Below are 19,197 nucleotides of genomic sequence, written 5' to 3'. Positions count from 1 at the left end.
CGTGCGCGAGCGACCCATGCCACCGGTCTGGCGGCCATGCGCGATCCAGCGGCATGAGTTCCATCAATGACAACCAATCAGAAGACAATCGCGACGACATGTCCGGAGCCAAGGCCGTGAGCAAGATCAAAGAGCTTGTGGACAAGGCCGAGACCTGCTTTTTCGTCACCGGGGCGGTGGTGGAGGGCTCCGGCGGGGCGCGGCCGATGAATGTCCGCAAGGTGGACGACAGCGGCAACCTGTGGTTCCTGAGTGCGTCCGACAGTCACCTCAACGAGGAGCTCGCAATCGATCCGGACAGCGTGCACCTGTACTTCCAGTCCTCGCCGCATTCGGGCTTCCTCCATCTCCAGGGGGCCGCCACCGTCTCGCAGAACAAACAGGTCATCCACGAGCTGTGGGAGCCTGTCTTGAAGACTTGGTTCACCGGTGGTGAGGAGGACGAGCGCATCACTGTCATCAAGGTGACTCCCAACGGAGGTTATTATTGGGACACGAAGCACGGCTTCCTGGTGGCGGGCATCAAGATGGTGATCGGAGCGGTGGCAGGCAAGACGCTGGATGACTCCGTGGAAGGCACACTGAAAGTTGGATGATGAAGTGCTGAACCGGGTCTGAACAGAGTTGCCTCTGCGCCAACCTCCGTCATAGAATCACCGTTTTCGTTTCGCCTTATCGCCTCGTCGCCTGCCTCTGAAGGTGACCACGCTCCTCTCCCTCCCCATCACGAATGAAAGCCTTCCGGTGCTGTTGCTCCAACACCCTCTATTTTGAAAACAGCCACTGCCTCCAGTGCGGTGTGCAGGTGGGGTTCGATCCCGCCACGTCCACGATGGTGCCGCTGACGAAGGATTCTCCGTTTCAGTGGTGCAACAACGGCCTCCAGCATGGCGTGTGCAACTGGGTGGTGCCGAGAAATCCCGCAGGCTCGCTCTGTGTGGCCTGCCAGTTCAACCACATCATCCCGAACCTGAGCGTGGAGCCGGGTGTCCCGGCCTGGGCACGGTTTGAGCGCGCGAAGCGACGGGCCCTGTACTCAATCCTCCAGCTCGATCTCCCCCTGGTGAACCGGGTGGCGGACCCGGTGTACGGCCTGGCGTTTGATTTCCTCGTTCCCACCCCGGCGCTGCCCGTGACCACCGGGCACCAGAATGGGGTGATCACCATGAACCTGGAGGAGGCGAACGACTCCATCCGCGAGCGCAACCGCGAGCAGCTGCGTGAACCGTATAGAACCCTGCTGGGCCACTTCCGCCATGAGCTGGCGCATTACTACTGGTACCTGTGGTTCGAGAAGCCACCGGTGAACTTCGATCTCCTGAATGGATTCCAAAAAGTGTTTGGCGATCAACGGGTGGACTACGCCTCTGCCCTCCAGCGGTACTACACCTCCGGCCCACCGCCCGGCTGGCAACTCACCCACGTGTCCTCCTACGCGACGATGCACCCGTGGGAGGACTGGGCGGAAACCTGGGCGCACTACCTGCACATCACCGATGCGCTGGAGACGGCCCGGGAGTTCGGCATGAGCGCGGAGCCCGTGGCGAGTGAGACGAGTTTCGACCCCGCCACCATCCTCCTGCCGCCGCCTCTGACCGAGGAGGATCCCTCGGACTTTCTCGAGATCATTCACCGCTGGTCCGCGCTCTCCCCTGCCCTGAATGAGATCGCCAGCAGTCTGGGCCAGCGGAATCTGTACCCGTTTGTCCACTCGACCACCACCGTCACGAAGCTGTACTTCATTCACCAGATCATTCAGCTGGCGGAGAACCGGGCGCAGTCTCTCCCTGCCGCACCGGTCCCGCCCGCTGCTCCGGCGACCGCGGCGGCACCCCCTCCCAGTCCGGGCTCTGCGCCTGGGGTTGCCCCGCTTCCGTCCGAAGTTGCACCGGACAATCTCACCAAGGACTTGCACACCGCACAGCCTCAAGCTATCCGCAAGGGATGAGTAAAGTTCACAAGATCGCAGTCCTCGCCGGTGACGGCATTGGCCCTGAAGTGATGGCGGAAGCCATCAAGGTGCTTGGCACCATCACCAGCAAGTTTGGCACCCAGTTCGAGTTCAGCGAGCAGCTGGTGGGCGGAGCGGCCATTGACGCGAAGGGCAAGGCCCTGCCTGAGGACACCCTGGCGGTCTGTGAACAGAGTGATGCGATCCTCTTCGGCAGCGTGGGCGGTCCCAAGTGGGAGAAGCTTCCTCCGAATGAGCAGCCTGAGCGTGGTGCGCTGCTGCCCTTGCGCAAGCACTTCGGCCTCTTCGCCAACCTGCGCCCCTCCATCTGCTACCCCTCTCTGACACACGCTTCTCCGGTGAAGGACGAGCTGATCCAGGGCGGCTTCAACGTCCTGTGTGTGCGTGAACTCACGGGCGGTCTGTACTTTGGCCAGCCCAAGTTCCGCAAGGAGATCGATGGCGAGATGACCGCAGTGGACACGATGGTGTACAAGAAGAGCGAGATCGAGCGCATCGCGCACGTCGCCTTCAAGGCCGCGCAGGGTCGCCGTAAGGAGCTCACGTCCATCGACAAGGCGAACGTGCTTGAGAACGGCCTGCTCTGGCGGGCCACGGTGGAGGAGGTGGCCCAGTCCTACCCGGATGTGAAGCTCTCCCACCTGTATGTGGACAACGCCGCCATGCAGCTCATCAAGAACCCGCGCGGGTTTGATGTGGTGCTGTGCGAGAACCTCTTTGGCGACATCCTCAGCGATGAGATGGCCATGATCGCAGGCTCCCTGGGCATGCTGGCCAGCGCCAGCCTCGGCAAGGCCAAGGGCGATGGTCTGTACTTTGGCCTCTTCGAGCCGAGCGGCGGCACCGCCCCGGACATCGCAGGCAAAGGCATTGCCAACCCGATTGCCCAGATCCTTTCCACCGCGCTGCTCCTCCGTTTCTCCCTCGGTCTTGAGGCCGAAGCGCAGGCAATTGAGACGGCCGTTCGCAAGGTCATCGACGACGGACTGCGCACGGGCGACATCTACAGCGGTGCTGAAGGCACGCGCAAAGTGAACACGCGTGAGATCGGCGAGGCGATCTCCCAGGCCATCTAACACTCTCAAGGTGACGAGGTTGAAACAAGTTGTCCCTTGCGGATGCCGTTTCGGCCTCGTCACTGTTTTTCCCTGCCCTCATGGCGTCAACCATGCTTCACAAAACCAAAATTCCGCCAGTTGACGCCTTACTGACTCTCCACTAGTTTCGCCAGAATGAAAGTGCACCCCGTCCTTCGTGTCACATTGACCACTGCCACTGCGCTGGCGATTGCCGTGCCGTCCGCATCGGCCGTTGACCTCGGCAAGGCAAATCCCCTGAAGTGGTTTAAATCCAAGGAGGATGCTGTACCTTCCGTGTCGGAAAAGCAATCTCAGGAAGCTGCCGCTGATGCGATGCTGCGCGATGCGCGCACGGCTTCCTCCACCGGCAATGCTGGTCGTGCCCAGTCCATCTACAAGGATGTGGTGGCCCGCTACAAGTTTACGGACGCCGCAGCAGAAGCCCAGTTTGAGCTGTCCCGCGGCCTGCGCGCCTCTGGCAAGCTGCAGGATGCTTACGAAGGCTTCCAGAAGTTCATCGACAACTACCGCCAGAGCCCCCGTTTCAGCGAAGCGCTCCAACAGCAGTTTGAGATCGCAGAAGAAGCAAAGGCCGGCAAGAAGCAGCCCTCCCTGCTGCTCATCCCCATGAAGCTCGACAAGTCCGAGCTCGTGAAGATGTACGAAGGCGTGATCAAGAACTCCCCGTACGGCAAGTATGCTCCGTACGCCCAGTTCGCCATCGGTGAGGTGTATCAGGACGACGGCGACAAGCCGATGGCCAATGCCTCCTACCAGGCCGTGGTGGAAAACTACCCGAACACCAAGCTCGCCTCCGAAGCCCAGTTCCGCATTGGTGCCATCAGCAGCGCGGCTGCCCGCAAGACGCAGGACGCGCAGAACCTGACCGCGACCCGCGACGCGCTTGAGACCTACAAGATGGCCAACCCCTCCGGTGAGCGCACCGGTGAGGCTGAGTCCCTGATCCAGGAGGTGAACACCTCCCAGTCCTACCGCTCGCTTGAGATCGGCAAGTTCTACGAGAAGGCTGGCAAGCCCAAGGCCGCCGCCATCTACTACAACGAAGCCATCAAGTTCGGCGCTCCTGACGCCGCTGCGGATGCCCGCACCCGCCTCTCCGGCCTGGCCGCTGCCTTCCCAGAGGAGATGAAGGAACAGGTCGCCAGTGGCAATGCAGACTACACCGTGCCTGCTGCCGTCAATCTCAAGAGCCGTGACGAATACTCCGGTCCTCCCGCCCCGCTCATCGCCAAGGTCAATCGCAAGCCTGAGATGCGCGTGGAGCCCGACAGCTTCCAGCCTGTGCCCCTCAAGGAGCCTGAGCTGCCTACCCGCCCCGGCGCGGTGGACGCTGCGGGTCCTGGCATGATCCTGCCCCCGGCTGCTGGTGGCGAGCCGCCAAAGCCTGCTCTGGCTCCCCTGCCTGTCCCTCCTGCTCCTGCTGGCCAACTTGAGGCTCCGTCTCTTGCCCCGCTTCCCGTTCCTCCGGCCCCCTCGCCGGAAGCTGTCCCTGCGCCAGCTCCCGCTCCCGCGCCGGAAGCTCCCAAGGCAAACTGATTCACTGGCATCACTCCCAAGTTCCCGGCCAACCTCATCACTCCCAATACATGAAAAAGTTTGCCTTTTTGCTCGCTCCTCTGGCCCTCTCTCTCCTCACTCAGTGCGCTGGCTACCAACTCGGAGCCAGCAAGCCCGCCAAGATGGTCAACGTGACCAAGCTGGCGGTGCCGACGTTCAAGAACGACACGCTTGAGCCCCGGCTTGAAGTGCTGGCCACGAATGCGCTGATCAAGAAGCTCCAGATGGACGGTGCCTACAAGATCGTACCAGCCAGCGAGGCTGATGCGGTGTTGAACGCCACCATCGTGGACATCCACCGCAGCCAGTTCCGCGCCGTGCGCAGCAACACCCTGCGTACCAGTGAGCTGCTCATGCGCTTGCAGATCCGTTACACGGTGAATGACACCGCAGGCACGGAGCTCCTGGCAGGCCAGGCCTCCGGTGCGTCCAACATCGTGCTCGACCCGAACGTACAGCTCACGGAGCGCCAGGCCCTGGCCGATGCCGCCGAGCGTCTCTCCACGTCTCTGGCCAGTCAGATCTCGGAAGGCTGGTAAGCGCCCGCCTTTTTCCGGCAACCATCACTCCCTACTCTCCCCGGGCGCTGCACCAGCAGCGCCCGTTCTTTTTCTGCCATGTCTGATGTGACAGCGCCAAGCTCCGGCAAGCTGCAACTGGTCGCCACCCCCATTGGGAACCTGGGCGACTTCTCCGTGCGGGCCGTGGAGGTGCTCAAGGCGGCCACCCTGGTCGCCTGTGAGGACACCCGCCGCACCATCCATCTCCTCCAGCACCATGGGCTGCATCTGCCGCTCGTCTCCCTGACGGAGCACAACGAGGCCCGGCGTATCCCGGAGTTCATTGAGAAATTGCACGAGGGGGCCAGCATCGCCCTCGTGTCTGATGCAGGGTTCCCCACGGTGTCAGATCCCGGCCAGCGGCTCGTGCATGCGGTCATCGGCGCTGGTATCAAGGTGGAGGTCATTCCCGGTGCCACAGCCGTGCTTACGGCCCTGGCGGGTTCAGGCCTGCCGACGGTTCCGTTTTACTTTGGCGGGTTCCTCCCCCACAAGAAGGGGCAGCGGGACAAGGAGATGGAAGTGGCCATGGCGCGCGAGTGCACCAGTATCTACTTCGAGTCCCCCTACCGGCTGGTGGATACCCTCCAGATGATCGCCAACCGTGCGCCCAATCACCCGGTGGTCGTGGCCCGCGAACTCACGAAAATGTTTGAGGAATTTCAGCGCGGATCGGCTCAGTCCGTGCTTAACCACTTCGCAATGAAAGCTCCCAAAGGAGAAATCACGCTGCTCATCGCCCCGGCGGAACTTCCCAAGTGGATGACCCGCCAGAACAGCAGCTCTGACGACAAGGAATAACAATTTCCTGGGTCCACCCAGCACCCCATCACAAACGCTTCCCTCCCAACGATTCAACATCATGTGGCAATCCGAATCCACCCCCTCTCCTGAAGCGCCCGCACCTCTGGATGACGCCGAAGTGGCGGCGTCCCTGAAGGCCTCCATCCGGAACCACCTGCTCTTCACCCTGGCGCACGATCCGACGACAGCGCGGCGGGCGCATTGGTGGACGGCCACGTGCATGGCAGTGCGGGATCGCGCGCTGGCCATCTCGTTCAAGACGATGGCCGCCCACCGCAGCAAGAACACGCGGCGGGTGAACTACCTCTCCCTGGAGTACCTCATGGGGCGCCTGCTGGAGAACAACCTGCGCAACACGGGCCTCTATGATGCGGCCAAGTCCGCGCTCGGTGAGCTCGGCCAGGATCTGGAGACGATCATCAACGAAGAGGCCGACATGGGCCTGGGCAACGGCGGCCTCGGCCGTCTGGCAGCTTGTTTCCTTGATTCCCTCTCCACGCTGGACCTTCCGGCGGTGGGTTACGGCATTCACTATGAGTTCGGCCTCTTCCGCCAGGAGTTTGTGAACGGCCGTCAGGTGGAGCAGCCGGATCCCTGGATCCGCGATGGCAACCCCTGGAACATCGTGCGCCCCGAGTACAAGGTGGAGGTCAATCTCTACGGTCGCGCCATCCAGCACTTCGACGACCGCGGCAACTCCGTGTACACCTGGGAGAACACGAAGAAGATCGTGGGCCTGCCGTGGGACATCCCGATCATCGGCTTTGATTCCAAGACGGTGAACTTCCTCCGCCTGTGGGAAAGCCGCGCGACGGATGAGTTCAACCTCCGCGTCTTCAACGAGGGCTCCTACATCGAGGCTCTGCATGACAAGGCGGCGGGCGAGACGGTCTCCAAGATCCTCTACCCCAATGACGCAACCGAGAGCGGCAAGGAGCTGCGCCTCGTGCAGCAGTACTTCTTTGTCGCCTGCTCGCTCAGCGACATCATCCGCCGCTACAAGCGCGACAACCAGGGCTGGGATGCCTTCCCGGAGAAGGTGGCGATCCAGCTCAATGACACGCACCCGGCGGTGGCGATTCCCGAGCTGATGCGTCTGCTGACGGATGTGGAGAACCTTCCTTGGCTCACCGCCTGGAGCATCTGCCAGCGCACGTTCTGCTACACGAACCACACCCTCCTGCCCGAGGCGCTGGAGACCTGGAGCGTGCCGCTCTTTGAGCGCGTGCTGCCACGTCACCTGCAGATCATCTACGCGATCAACCAGCACCTCATCACGAATGTTATTTCCAAGAAATGGCCGGATGACGTGGAGAAGATCCGCACGCTGTCCCTGATCGACGAGAACGGCGGCAAGTCCGTCCGCATGGCGCACCTCTCCGTGCACGCCAGCCGCCACACCAATGGCGTGGCCGCGCTGCACACCCGCCTGCTCAAGGAAAAGCTCTTCCCCGAGTTCAACGAACTTTATCCGGACCGCTTCCTGAACATGACGAACGGCATCACGCCGCGTCGCTGGCTCATGGTCTGCAATCCGGAGCTCACGTCCCTGATCAACGAGTCCATTGGCACCGAGTGGACGCGGGATGCCTCCAAGCTGCGTGCGCTGGAATCCTTTGCGGATGATCCCGAGTTCCAGCAGCGCTTCCGTGCCATCAAGCGCCTGCACAAGGAGCGCCTCACGCATGTCATCAAGGACCTCACAGGGTACTCGGTGAGCGCGGATGCGATCTTCGACGTGCAGATCAAGCGTCTGCACGAGTACAAGCGCCAGCACCTGAACCTGCTGAACATCCTCACGCTCTACCGCCGCCTCCTGCAGGATCCGGGGTATGACATGCAGCCCCGCGTGTTCATCTTTGCCGCCAAGGCCGCTCCTGGGTACTACCTGGCCAAGAACATCATCTTCGCCATCAATGCGGTGGCCGAGAAAATCAACAACGACCCGCGCATCCTCGGGAAGCTCAAGGTCGTGTTCCTGCCAAACTACGGCGTCACCCTGGCCGAGAGGATCATCCCCGCCGCGGACATCTCCGAGCAGATCTCCACCGCAGGCAAGGAAGCCAGCGGCACCGGCAACATGAAGCTGGCCCTTAACGGCGCGCTCACCATCGGCACACTCGATGGCGCGAATGTTGAGATCAAAGACGAAGTCGGCGACGACAACATCTTCATCTTCGGCCTCACGGTCGAGGAGGTGGAGGACCTCCGCCAGAAGGGCTACAACCCTTGGGACTACTACTGGAACGATCCCGAGCTGCGCAATGCGATCGACTGGATCGGCAGCGACTTCTTCACCGGCAACTCGGACGACTTCAAGCCGCTCCGTAGCAGCCTGCTCGAAGGCGGGGATCCCTTCCTCTGCTGTGCCGACTACCGCACCTATGTGGACGCCCAGGGCAGGGTCGACGCCGCGTATCGTGATTCCGCGAACTGGACGCGCATGAGCATCCTCAACACCGCGAGAATGGGCTTCTTCTCCAGCGACCGCACCATTAGCGAGTACGCAGAGCAGATCTGGAATTTGCCCCGGGTTGAGGTGGGGTGAGTTGAGTAGCGCTAGTTCGAAAAGCTTGCTGGCCCAGCCGCGGATGTTCCGGGCTGGGCCAGTTTTTTAGGAAATACAGGACCGGAAGACACAAGACGCAAGACTTGAGCGATGTGCCTGTGAGGTCTCAGCAGGCGTAGTCCGGTTGTCCCAACCGGCTCACGCCCCAAATGGCCCACCTCATCGCCTCCCCCAGACACACCTGTAGGGCAAGTGCCCCGCTTGCCGCGAGCGACCCCTGACCTGGCAACCGAGGCGGTCGCCCTACAACCCAGGATAACATCCAACATCCGCGAAGGCGTATTGGAATACCCCTGGCCAAGGAGCGGCGGTTTGTGCTTCAAGCACTACCGCCGAGGGGTAGCGAAGCGGGAGGTAACCAACACCTCAGCGCTGTCTGAGGTGTTGGACGCTCAGACACAAGTGGTGCCTCATGCCCTCCGGCCACCAACGGCGGTTGTGCTCAAGGCACAAACCGCCGCTCCTTGGTCAATCGCCCCAGACACCTGTAGGGCAAGCGCCCCGCTTGCCGCGAACGTCCCCTGATCTGGCAACCGAGGCGGTCGCCCTACAACCCAGGATAACATCCAACATCCCGCGAAGACGTATTGGAATTGCCCCTGTCCAAGGAGCGGCGGTTTGTGCTTCAAGCACAACCGCCGAGGGGTAGCGAAGCGGGAGGTAACCAACACCTCAGCGCTGTCTGAGGTGTTGGACGCTCAGACACAAGTGGTGCCTCATGCCCTCCGGCCACCATCGGCGCTTGTGCTCAAGGCACAAACCGCCGCTCCTTGGTCAATCGCCCCCCGGCCCTCATGTCTTCTGTCTTTCGTCTTCCAGTCTTCTGTCTCCCGCGCAGCGGGCCGGTCATGCCAACCTCGCGACAATTTTTCCGCCCCCAACCCCTTCCCAGAAGCGAACTCCCTTTGACAATGAAAGGGTGATTCATACGTTCGTATGAATTCAAGCAAGCTCCATGTCCGTCACCCTTGGCCAGCCCCCGGCCGCATACGCCCCTGACCGCCCCCGGAGTTCCAGTACCCGGGAGGCGCTGCTGGATGCTGCCGAGCAGCTTCTGGTGGAGCACGGCGTGGCTGGCACTTCCACCCGGGCGATCATCAAGGCTGCCGGGGCCAATCTGGGCGCGGTGAACTATCACTTCGGCACCAAGGAAGACCTGGTGCTGGAGGTCTTTGCCCGTCGACTGCGCCCCTTGAATCAGGACCGCATTTCCCGCCTGAATGCTCTGGAGGCTGAAGCCCAAGAGCAACCGGTCCCTTTGGAAAAGCTGGTGGAGGCCATCGTGCGCCCCTCTGTGGAGGCGCGCGAGACGCAGCCGGGCACCACCATGGCGCTCTTCCGGCTCATCTGTCGCGGCTTCCAGGATCCCAATCCGCAGCTCAAGGCCTTCTTGAACAAGGAGTGTGCCGAGTTCGCCACGCGCATTGATTCCGCCCTGCTGCGTGCCCTGCCCTGGCTGCCCCCGCAGGAGCTGGTCTGGCGGGAGCGCTTCCTCTTTGGCGCCCTGAACCACGGGCTCGATTCCTGGGTGCACTTCGACAACCTGCCGCATCCCAACCCTGAAATGCAGCCCATGCGGCCGGACCGCGAAGGCTTCATCCACAGGATGGTCTCCTTCATTGCCGCCGGGTTGTCCGCGCCTATTGCCTGAGCCTGGCTCTACGCCCGCACGGCGTTCCTTCTCCCCCCTGATAGACAAAAAATCCTTCACACGTCTTCTCATGAAATCCCCGATCCTCAAGACCTCGACCGGTCCCGGCCCGCGACCCTTATTTCATCGCCCCTACGCCACTCTGCTCGCCGGGGGCTTGTGCCTCGCCCTCCTCTCTGCCTGTGAACAGAAGCCTGGCGGACCTGCCGCAGGCGGGACTCCTGGGGGCGCGCCGCCTCCGGTGGAAGTCGGCTATATCACGATCGAACCTCGCAAAGTCACCCTCACGCAGGATCTGCCCGGCCGTACATCCGCCTTCCGCGTGGCGGAGGTGCGGGCCCGGGTGAATGGCATCATCCAGAAGCGCCTCTTCACCGAGGGGGCCGATGTGAAAGAAGGTCAGGTGCTCTATGAGATCGATTCCGCCCCGTATCAGGCAGAGCTGGACCGTGCTCTGGGCGCACTGGCCCGGGCTGAGGCCAATGCAGATGCTGCCAAGATCAAGGAACAACGCTACCAGCAGCTCATCTCCACCAAGGCGATCAGCCAGCAGGACTATGATGACGCCATGGCCACGCTGAAGGCCTTCGACGCGGATGTGCTCTCCAACAAGGCTGCCGTGCAGAGCGCCCGCATCAATCTGGAGTACACCAAGGCCGCCTCGCCCGTGCCAGGTCGGGTGGGCATCTCCCAGGTGACGGAGGGGGCCTATGTGCAGGCGGCCAATGCCACGCTCATGGCCACCGTGCAGCAGCTGGATCCGATGTACGTGGACGTGCTCCAGTCCAGCAATGACCTGATGCGTCTGAAGAAGGCCCTCGGCAGCGGCGAACTGAGCACCGACAAGGAAGGCCGGGCCCGGGTGAAACTCCTGCTGGACGACGGCACCGAGTACGCCCAGGAAGGCGCGCTGCAGTTCTCCGACGTCTCCGTGAGCCCCAGCACCAGCTCAGTGACCATCCGGGCGATATTTCCTAATCCCAATGGCATGCTGCTTCCCGGTCTCTTTGTCCGGGCCCGCCTGGTGGAAGGCAGCAAGTCCGACGCCATCCTGGTGCCGCAGCCTGCGATCACGCGCAACTCCAAGGGCGAGGCCACGGCCTTCGTCGTCGGTGCGGGAGACAAGGTGGAGCTGCGGGTGCTGGAAACCGGCCGCACGGTGGGCAGCGACTGGCTGGTGCTCAATGGCCTGAAGGCAGGTGATCGCGTGATCATGAACAACCTCCAGCGCATCCGCCCCGGCGCAGCCATCAAGCCCACGGCCTTGCCCCCGGCAGGAGCCGCCACGGCAGCGACCGCTGCCGCTGACACACAGAAGCGCTAGTTCATCGAACCGGACAACTTTCCTTAAACCCCCGGGCGGCGGCTCATTTCCGCAGCCCGTACCCCCTCTCCCTCATGTCCCGTTTCTTCATTGACCGGCCGATCTTCGCCTGGGTGGTCGCCCTCGTCATCATGGTGGCAGGTGGCATCTCCATGATGGCCCTGCCCATCTCGCAGTACCCCAATATTGCCCCTCCCGCGGTGGCCATCAGCGCCACCTACCCCGGTGCCTCCGCCAAGACGGTGGAGGATACGGTGACCCAGGTCATCGAGCAAAAGATGAACGGCATCGACAACCTCCGTTACATCGAGTCCGCCAGCGACTCGAACGGCGGCGCCACGGTGACCATCACCTTCGAAGGCGGCACCGACCCCAACATCGCCCAGGTGCAGGTGCAGAACAAACTGCAGCTCGCCCTGCCGCTGCTCCCGCAGGAGGTGCAGGCCCAGGGCGTGCGCGTGGCGAAGGCGACCAACAACAACCTCCTCGTGCTCGGCCTCGTGTCAGAGGACGGCAGCATGGACAACACCGACCTGAGTGACTACCTCTTCGGCTCCATGCAGGACCCCATCAGCCGTGTGACCGGCGTGGGCGACATCCAGACCTTCGGCTCCCAGTATGCCATGCGCATCTGGCTGGATCCGGACAAGCTCGTGCAGTACCAGCTCACCGCGGCGGATGTGAACACCGCCATCCGCTCGCAGAACGCGCAGGTCTCCTCCGGCTCCCTGGGGGGCCTGCCCGCCGTGCCGGGACAGATGCTCACGGCCACCATCGTCACCCGCGGGCGGCTCCAGTCGCCTGAGCAGTTTGAGAGCATCCTGCTGCGTGTGAACACGGATGGTTCGAGGGTACTGCTGAAGGATGTGGCCCGCGTGGAGCTGGGCAGTGAGAACTACAACAACCTCGCCCGCTACAACCGCCGCCCCGCCGCGGGCATGGCCATCCGCGCCGCCGCCGGGGCGAACGCACTGGAGACTGTCGTGGCCGTGAAGGCCAAGGTGGACGAGCTCTCCCGCTTCTTCCCGCCCGGCCTGAAGGTCGTCTATCCCTATGACACCACGCCCTTCGTGCGCCACTCCATCACGGAGGTGGTGAAGACGCTCGTGGAAGCCATCATCCTGGTGTTCCTCGTCATCTATCTCTTCCTGCAGAACTGGCGGGCGACAATCATCCCGACCATCGCCGTGCCGGTCGTGCTGCTGGGCACCTTTGGCGTGCTGGCGGCGGCCGGGTTCACGTTGAACACCCTCACCCTCTTCGGGCTCGTGCTTGCCATCGGTCTGCTCGTGGATGACGCCATCGTGGTGGTCGAGAACGTGGAGCGCGTCATGGAGGAGGAAGGGCTGGCACCTCGCGAGGCCACGCAGAAATCAATGGACCAGATCTCCGGTGCGTTGGTCGGCATCGGCCTTGTGCTCTGCGCCGCCTTCATCCCCATGGCATTCTTTGGGAACTCGACTGGCGTGATCTATCGCCAGTTCGCCATCACCATCGTCTCCGCCGTGGTGCTCTCCGTGGTGGTCGCTTTGATCCTCACACCCGCTCTTTGTGCGACCATGCTCAAGCCCGTGCACAAGGGAGCCCATCACAAGCAGCGGGGCTTCTTCGGCTGGTTCAACCGCGTGTTTGATCGCACCGCAGATGCCTATGCCTGGACCGTCGGCCACCTGCTGCGCCGCAGTGCCTATCTGCTCATCGTGTACGGGTTCATCGCTGCCGGGGTGTTCTATCTTTTCAAGCATCTGCAGACCGGCTTCCTGCCGGATGAAGACAAAGGCGTGATCTTCACTGCCGCCCAGTTGCCTCCCGGATCCACGCGTGAGCAGTCGCTCGCGGTGGTGCAGAAGATGGAGGATTATCTCCTCGATAAACAAGGCGACTCCGTGGCCGGGGTGTTCGGCGTGGCAGGCTTCAGCTTCTTCGGCGCCGGTCAAAACCAGGTCATCACCTTCTCCCACCTCAAGGACTGGAAGGAGCGCCAGGGGCCGAACCAGGGCGTGAAGTCCATCCAGGGCCAGACGATGGGCGTCTTCATGCAGATCAAGGAAGCCATGGCCGTCGCCTTCGCCCCGCCTGCCGTGCAGGAGCTCGGCAACGTGAGCGGCTTCGACCTCCGTCTGCTGGACCAGGCCGGTCTGGGGCATGATGCGCTGATGAATGCACGCATGCAGCTCGTCGGCATGGCCTCGCAGAATCCGGCGCTCTTTGGCGTGCGGCCCAACGGCCTCAGCGATACGCCGCAGTTCCAGCTGGATATCGATGAAGAGAAAGCCAGCGCCCTGGGCCTTTCGATTGCCAGCATCAACTCTGAGCTCGCCAACATCTGGGGCTCTGGTTATGTGAACGACTTCCTGGACAAAGGCCGCGTGAAGAAGGTCTTCATCCAGGGGGATGCCCCCTTCCGCATGACGCCGGAGGACATCGGCCGCTGGTTCATCAGAAACAACCGCGGCGACATGGTGCCCTACTCCGCCTTCGCCACCGCGCGCTGGATTATGGGCTCGCCCAAGCTCGAGCGCTTCAACGGCGCGCCCTCTGTGGCCATCAGCGGTGAAGCCGCCAAGGGGCACAGCTCGGGTGAAGCCATGAAGATCATGGAGGACCTCGCCAAGCAGCTGCCCGCAGGCATCGGCTACACCTGGGCAGGCATCTCGTATGAAGAGCGCCTCTCCGGCTCCAACTCCGCCGCCTTGTACGGCCTGGCGTTGCTCATGGTGTTCCTGTGTCTGGCCGCCCTCTATGAGAGCTGGGCCATCCCCATCTCCGTCATGATGGACATGCCGCTCGGCGCACTCGGCGTGCTCGCCGCCGTCTCCATCCGCGGCCTGCCCAATGACGTGTATTTCCAGATTGGCCTCATCACCATCATCGGCCTCTCGGCAAAGAACGCCATCCTCGTGGTCGAGTTCGCCAAGGAGCGTTTCGATGCGGGCGAGAGCCTCATCGACAGCGCCGTCTTTGCCGTGAGACAGCGTCTGCGCCCCATCTTGATGACCTCCATCGCATTTGGTCTTGGCGTGCTCCCGTTGGCCTTCAGCACCGGCCCCGGCGCAGGCAGCCAGAACGCCATCGGTACCGGCGTCGTGGGTGGCGCCGTGACCACCACCATCCTCGGGCTGTTCTTCGTGCCGCTGTACTACGTGGTGGTGCTGAGGATCTTCCGCGTGAAACCGGTGAAGCCGAAGGACGACAAGAAGGTGGTGCCGGCTGTTGATGGTGATGCGCATTTGATCGCGCCACAGGCAGGCTGAGTGGCAGCGCGATGGGCGAAGCAAGTAGTAAAGAGTCCCACATGCGGGACTCTTTACTACTTTCAGCATCCGCCTCAGGCGATCGGGTCGAGCTGGGGAGATTACGCTCCCCAGCCCTCCCACACCACCGGACATGCGGGTCTCCATCCGGCGGTTGGATCGGCTGGTTTTAACCTTTCAGTTCTGATGGCATCTTAAACCCAAAGCGTTTCCCTTGCCGCCTCAACGGCCTGATGCGCGCTGCGTTCAGGGCGGAACCTGTGGCTGCTTGCGCTAAAGCCAGGGTCAAACTCCAGTTGCAACACGCCCAACAGCATCTGCTGCACAAAGCGGTCCTGCACAACGGGGATGCTCAGCGGGCGGGCTCCGCCGCCTGCCTTGGCAATGTCCTTGCGCCTTGCAGCTCCAGGCTGGTAACTGCCTTCAAGCAACCTTCTCTTGAGCACCTCCCCATGTCGGGCAAGGTGCGTTCGTAGTTCCGTGGTCTTCATCCCGTCGGGTCCGGGCGCCCCTGCGTTGCGTTCCAGCGCTCGCAGTGAGCCCTCCCAGTGACCGAAAAGGCCCAAGTCGCGTCACACCCTCAGTGGGAGGTAAGATATCTAGGGTGTTTGATTCTGCCGCGCCTCACGGATATCGTGCATTCCTTCAGCGCATCGAGGATCGCAAAGCCGGGGATTTCGGCTACATCACCAGCCAACCGATGATCGCCCCAACCCTTGTGGTCAGCATTTCGGCATAAGAAACCCGCAGAGCTTTGATCATGCGAGTCTGCGGGCGAAACAAACACCTAGGAGGATGGTGCGCGATACAGGGTTCGAACCTGTGACATCTTGCGTGTGAAGCAAGCGCTCTACCACTGAGCTAACCGCGCGTCGCCGAAGCGGAGGTTTATGTACCTCAGGTCGCGAACTTTGCCACAAAAATTTTCAGGTAGACGAACTTTTTTATGGGCCCTGCCCAGTCATCACTCGTTGCCGCCGAACAGCTTCTCTCCTCTTTTGATCATCTCCTCTGGAGACAAATCCTCGATGCGGGTGGAGAACATCCACCAATGCCCGGAGGGGTCTTCCAGTTTGGACGAGCGGTCCCCATAGAACATGTTCTCTGGTTCCATCAGGACCTTGGCACCGGCTGCCCTGGCCTGCTTCACGAGGGCGTCCACATCCGCCACATAGACCAGGATGCTGCACCCGGTACCGCCGATGGTGGCAGGGCTGAAGCATTTCCAATCCGGGAACTCATCCGCCAGCATGACCCTGGCCTTCCCGAGTTGAATCTCAGCGTGTCCAATCTTGCCGCCCGGCATCGGCATGCGATACAATTCCTCCGCTCCAAAGGCCGCCTTGTAAAAGTCCAACGCCGCAGCGGCATCTTTACAGACGAGATAGGGCGTTGCCCCCTCGTAACCAGCGGGGATGAGGGAGGCAACTGACATGGCGGCAAATGGCTGGGGTTTGGACACGAACTACGCGATCCGCCTCACTTTCGGAGAGAGGCTGGCCCCCTCCAAATCGCTCCCCTACCCCGCCCCGGATGTAGGGGCATGGTGCCGCGGCAAACGCTGCGAACGCCAACTTCCCCCCTGCTCAACCCGGCTTCGTGGCTGGCTCCCAAGATTCGGCGGCTTTTCCGGTGCCCACGAGCTCGAACTCCTCCTCCTCTTCCTCTTCTTCATCAAGCGGGGCAAAACGTTCTGAGCGGAACCCAAGCTCCTGCTTCACACTGGAATGGGGATCATCTGGATTGCGCAGTTCTTCCAGCAGCAGAAGGAGGTCGAACTCGGCCCCGCTCAGCTTGATCTCGGCGTCATCATTGACCACAAAGGTGGGATTGGACCGGCCCACTCCCACGGCCCGGACCTTGTAGATCCGGTTCTTCTTCGGCAGAGCCCGGTACAGGTCATAAACCCACGGGTCGAATTCGTCGTTGATGCACACCACCTGCTGGCCGGTCTTGAACATGATCGTCGGGTCGGAATGAAGATTGGTCGCCTCGGGTGAGGGGGAAACCGATAGCACAGGGTCCGAAGCGCCGCCACGAATATGAACAAAGCAAAAGAGGCGCAGGTCTCCCTGCGCCTCTATCTGGGGGCCGACGATGAACTTCAGCCCGTTACCTCACCAGCGCGGCAAAGCGGTTCCGCTCCGTCCACAACAGGAACAAGGAAAGTACCGCGGCCAGCAGGGCTGGAGGATTGAATCCCTTGGACAAGAACAGGTCGTAGAGGTTGATGTTGATGATGATCGGCCCAAGCACCAGCAGGCCCAGGGGCGTGAAGCGCTTGCTGAGAACCAGCAGGCCACCGACAACCTCCAAGGCCTTGATCACTGCCAGGTAGCCACTGAGGAACATGGCACCGAGGAAGGCTCCGGCCTGACCGCTCGCTGGTGGTACCGGGATGAGCTTCAACCAGAAGTTGAGCCCAAAGACAATGAAGATCAAAGCAAGGAGAACGCGGGCAATGAGGGACGCAGTTTTCATACGGAAGACGTGCAAAGGAAGGATGACGGGACGTGGAAGGTTATGATCCTCAGGCTTGGGCGGGAACGGTGTTGAAACGCAGCGCCACTTCCGCCAGATGGCGGCCATAGGTTTCCGCGGTGAGCAGGTCGCCAGCGTCAACTTTTGCAGGAGCCCCAGGATTCATCGGCGTGGCACCAGCGGCACCCGTGTAGAAGCCGAAACGGTTGAGCCCATCGTCCTTGCCGAAGTTGAAGGACGGGATCTCTGGGAAGTTCACCCAGATCATCGCCTGCTGGGCAGCCAGAGCACTGAGGTAGTTAAGCGTTACCACCTTGTCACCGCTGGGTGACCCACTGTGGGTAAAACCACCCGCGATCTTGTTGCGCCAGCCGCGCTGAAACCAGATCATCCCCGTGGCATCGGCAAAGGCTTTGAACTGCGCAGAAGGCCCCGCCATGTAGGTCGGGGTACCGAAGACGATGGCATCCGCAGCGGTTAGGCGGGCCAGGACGTCATCGTTCTGGTATCGGCCTTCGACGATGTCCTTGCCTTCGATGGGGATGAGCGTGACATTCACCCCCTCGACAGAGCTGGCACCGCCTTTGACGGCCTCAGCCATGAGAGCAGTGTGACCTGAACCGGAGAAGTAGACGATGGCGATGTTTTTCATGATGTTGCTGTTCTGAAAAGGTGTTGTGGTTGACACCCGGAGCGAACCATCGGACCGCGCATTGTTCTAAGATGATCTAACTTGCCTTGGCATACTCCAAAGGTATGCTGGAGCTACATGGAACTTCGTCACCTCCGCTACTTCGTCGCTGTTGCTGAAGAGCAGAACATCACCCGCGCTGCGGAAAGGCTCCATGTCTCCCAGCCGCCGCTGAGCCGGCAGATTCGGGATCTGGAGGACGAACTGGGCGTGGATCTGCTGGAGCGGACAGCGAAATCCGTGAAGCTAACCCAGGCTGGGCGGGTATTTCTCAATGAAGCCCGGGCAGTCTTGCAGCGGGCTGAGGAGGCCATTCAGGCGGCTCGAGATGCGGCACTGTCCCAGCTCAGTGAGCTGCATGTGGGGTATGCCCCCTCTCCCACGGTGGAGATCCTGCCCCCTGCCCTGCGGGCCTTCCGCGAGTCCTCACCCGGGGTACGAGTCACCCTGCATGACATGACCTCAGCAGAAATGCTGAACGGGCTGCGCAAGGATGAACTTCACCTGGCACTGCTGGTGGCTCAACCCCACAACATCATGCCGGGCATTGTGTACCAGCCCCTGCGCAAATACCGCGTGGGTGTGGCTGTGCCTCCCGGACATCCCTTCACCCTGAAAGAGGCGGTAACCGCGCAGGAAGTGGTCGCAGAGCCGCTGGTGGCATACACCCGCAAGGACTACAACGACTACCACGGCTGGCTCTCCCGCATCCTGGGAGTGCCTGCCAAGAAACTGCACATCGAGGAAGAATGTGACGGAGCGCTGAGCCTCATTGCCGCCGTAGAGGGGGGCCGCGGCATTGCCCTCAGTGCGGAGAGCCTGCTCTGCATCTCCGGCCCCCGCATCCAGTTCGTACCCATAACTCCCGCTCCGCCCGAAATGGAAGTGGTGCTGGCCTGTCGCGATGACCTGCAGGACGCCACCGTGGAGCGGTTCATGAAACACGCCCGCACGGTTGCCAAAAATGTGCCCTCCCAGCGTCCGCTGTAGAAGGTCGGGCGGTGCCAACTAAGAACCTGTTTGGATAAAAACATCCGGGTGTGGCAGGTTCAATTAAGGGAATGAGATAAAAGCGGCTTCGCCGAGCCTGAGAACTGCCCCCTCCGGGGTTGCGGTCCTTTTGAGCCTGGACTGCGTTGCTCATCGGTTGTGAATCTCGATTCACGCCCTCTTCGCCTTGTCCAGACTCAAAATGCCTCGCAACACACCCAGCGTTTTTATCCAAACAGGTTCT

Annotated in this window: 16 protein-coding genes and 1 tRNA gene; 11 read left to right on the top strand and 6 right to left on the bottom strand. The window is 61.8% G+C overall.

Annotated features, from left to right (window positions below):
- Positions 1-53: 53 nt before the first annotated feature.
- The 10 genes from BV034_RS16440 (at position 54) to BV034_RS16395 (ending at position 14,791) form a co-directional block, all read left to right on the top strand.
- Complete coding sequence (locus BV034_RS16440; RefSeq protein ID WP_050028092.1) at positions 54-596, top strand: pyridoxamine 5'-phosphate oxidase family protein; 543 nt, start codon at positions 54-56, stop codon at positions 594-596.
- Positions 597-730: 134 nt separating this feature from the next.
- A complete protein-coding gene (locus tag BV034_RS16435) occupies positions 731-1,948 on the top strand; it encodes a putative zinc-binding metallopeptidase (protein ID WP_050028091.1) in 1,218 nt (405 codons plus the stop codon).
- A complete protein-coding gene (leuB, locus tag BV034_RS16430) occupies positions 1,945-3,048 on the top strand; it encodes a 3-isopropylmalate dehydrogenase (protein ID WP_050028090.1) in 1,104 nt (367 codons plus the stop codon). The genes BV034_RS16435 and leuB overlap by 4 nt, the downstream gene beginning before the upstream one ends.
- A gap of 156 nt (positions 3,049-3,204) precedes the next feature.
- The gene (gene bamD / locus BV034_RS16425; protein ID WP_050028089.1) at positions 3,205-4,608 is read left to right on the top strand and encodes an outer membrane protein assembly factor BamD; all 1,404 of its coding nucleotides are present in this window, start codon (positions 3,205-3,207) and stop codon (positions 4,606-4,608) included.
- Positions 4,609-4,658: 50 nt separating this feature from the next.
- Complete coding sequence (gene lptE / locus BV034_RS16420) at positions 4,659-5,168, top strand: LPS assembly lipoprotein LptE (RefSeq protein WP_050028088.1); 510 nt, start codon at positions 4,659-4,661, stop codon at positions 5,166-5,168.
- A gap of 78 nt (positions 5,169-5,246) precedes the next feature.
- Positions 5,247-5,990, top strand: a complete 744-nt coding sequence (rsmI, locus tag BV034_RS16415) for a 16S rRNA (cytidine(1402)-2'-O)-methyltransferase (protein ID WP_050028087.1) — start codon at positions 5,247-5,249, stop codon at positions 5,988-5,990.
- Positions 5,991-6,051: 61 nt separating this feature from the next.
- On the top strand, positions 6,052-8,541 hold the full coding sequence (locus BV034_RS16410) for a glycogen/starch/alpha-glucan phosphorylase (RefSeq protein WP_050028086.1): 2,490 nt from the start codon (positions 6,052-6,054) through the stop codon (positions 8,539-8,541).
- Between the two features lie 976 nt (positions 8,542-9,517).
- On the top strand, positions 9,518-10,213 hold the full coding sequence (locus BV034_RS16405) for a TetR/AcrR family transcriptional regulator (protein WP_050028085.1): 696 nt from the start codon (positions 9,518-9,520) through the stop codon (positions 10,211-10,213).
- 70 nt (positions 10,214-10,283) lie between these two features.
- Positions 10,284-11,537: an efflux RND transporter periplasmic adaptor subunit gene (locus BV034_RS16400; protein ID WP_050028084.1), complete on the top strand. Its 1,254-nt coding sequence runs from the start codon at positions 10,284-10,286 to the stop codon at positions 11,535-11,537.
- Between the two features lie 74 nt (positions 11,538-11,611).
- Positions 11,612-14,791, top strand: a complete 3,180-nt coding sequence (locus BV034_RS16395; RefSeq protein ID WP_050028083.1) for an efflux RND transporter permease subunit — start codon at positions 11,612-11,614, stop codon at positions 14,789-14,791.
- A 194-nt stretch (positions 14,792-14,985) separates the two neighbouring features.
- Here BV034_RS16395 and BV034_RS16390 read toward each other — a convergent pair whose 3' ends face one another.
- The 6 genes from BV034_RS16390 to BV034_RS16365 form a co-directional block, all read right to left on the bottom strand.
- Positions 14,986-15,282, bottom strand: coding sequence for a hypothetical protein (locus tag BV034_RS16390; protein WP_265593086.1), 297 nt, complete (start codon positions 15,280-15,282; stop codon positions 14,986-14,988).
- Between the two features lie 305 nt (positions 15,283-15,587).
- A tRNA-Val gene (locus tag BV034_RS16385) sits at positions 15,588-15,662 on the bottom strand.
- 93 nt (positions 15,663-15,755) lie between these two features.
- Positions 15,756-16,226 carry a VOC family protein gene (locus BV034_RS16380; RefSeq protein WP_050028081.1) on the bottom strand — a complete coding sequence of 157 codons (471 nt, stop codon included), beginning with the start codon at positions 16,224-16,226 and terminating at the stop codon, positions 15,756-15,758.
- A gap of 151 nt (positions 16,227-16,377) precedes the next feature.
- On the bottom strand, positions 16,378-16,809 hold the full coding sequence (locus BV034_RS16375) for a hypothetical protein (protein ID WP_265593085.1): 432 nt from the start codon (positions 16,807-16,809) through the stop codon (positions 16,378-16,380).
- Between the two features lie 94 nt (positions 16,810-16,903).
- Positions 16,904-17,272 (bottom strand): hypothetical protein, encoded by a 369-nt coding sequence (locus BV034_RS16370; RefSeq protein ID WP_050028079.1) that lies wholly within the window; start codon positions 17,270-17,272, stop codon positions 16,904-16,906.
- Between the two features lie 49 nt (positions 17,273-17,321).
- Positions 17,322-17,924, bottom strand: a complete 603-nt coding sequence (locus tag BV034_RS16365; protein WP_050028078.1) for a flavodoxin family protein — start codon at positions 17,922-17,924, stop codon at positions 17,322-17,324.
- A 117-nt stretch (positions 17,925-18,041) separates the two neighbouring features.
- Here BV034_RS16365 and BV034_RS16360 point away from each other — a divergent pair, with 117 nt between their 5' ends.
- A complete protein-coding gene (locus BV034_RS16360) occupies positions 18,042-18,953 on the top strand; it encodes a LysR substrate-binding domain-containing protein (RefSeq protein ID WP_050028077.1) in 912 nt (303 codons plus the stop codon).
- Positions 18,954-19,197: the final 244 nt, after the last annotated feature.

The sequence above is a fragment of the Verrucomicrobium sp. BvORR034 genome (assembly GCF_000739635.1).
Taxonomy (GTDB): domain Bacteria; phylum Verrucomicrobiota; class Verrucomicrobiia; order Verrucomicrobiales; family Verrucomicrobiaceae; genus Verrucomicrobium.
The sequence above is the reverse complement of the archived record's forward strand: the minus strand, read 5'-3'. Positions and strand labels throughout refer to the sequence as shown.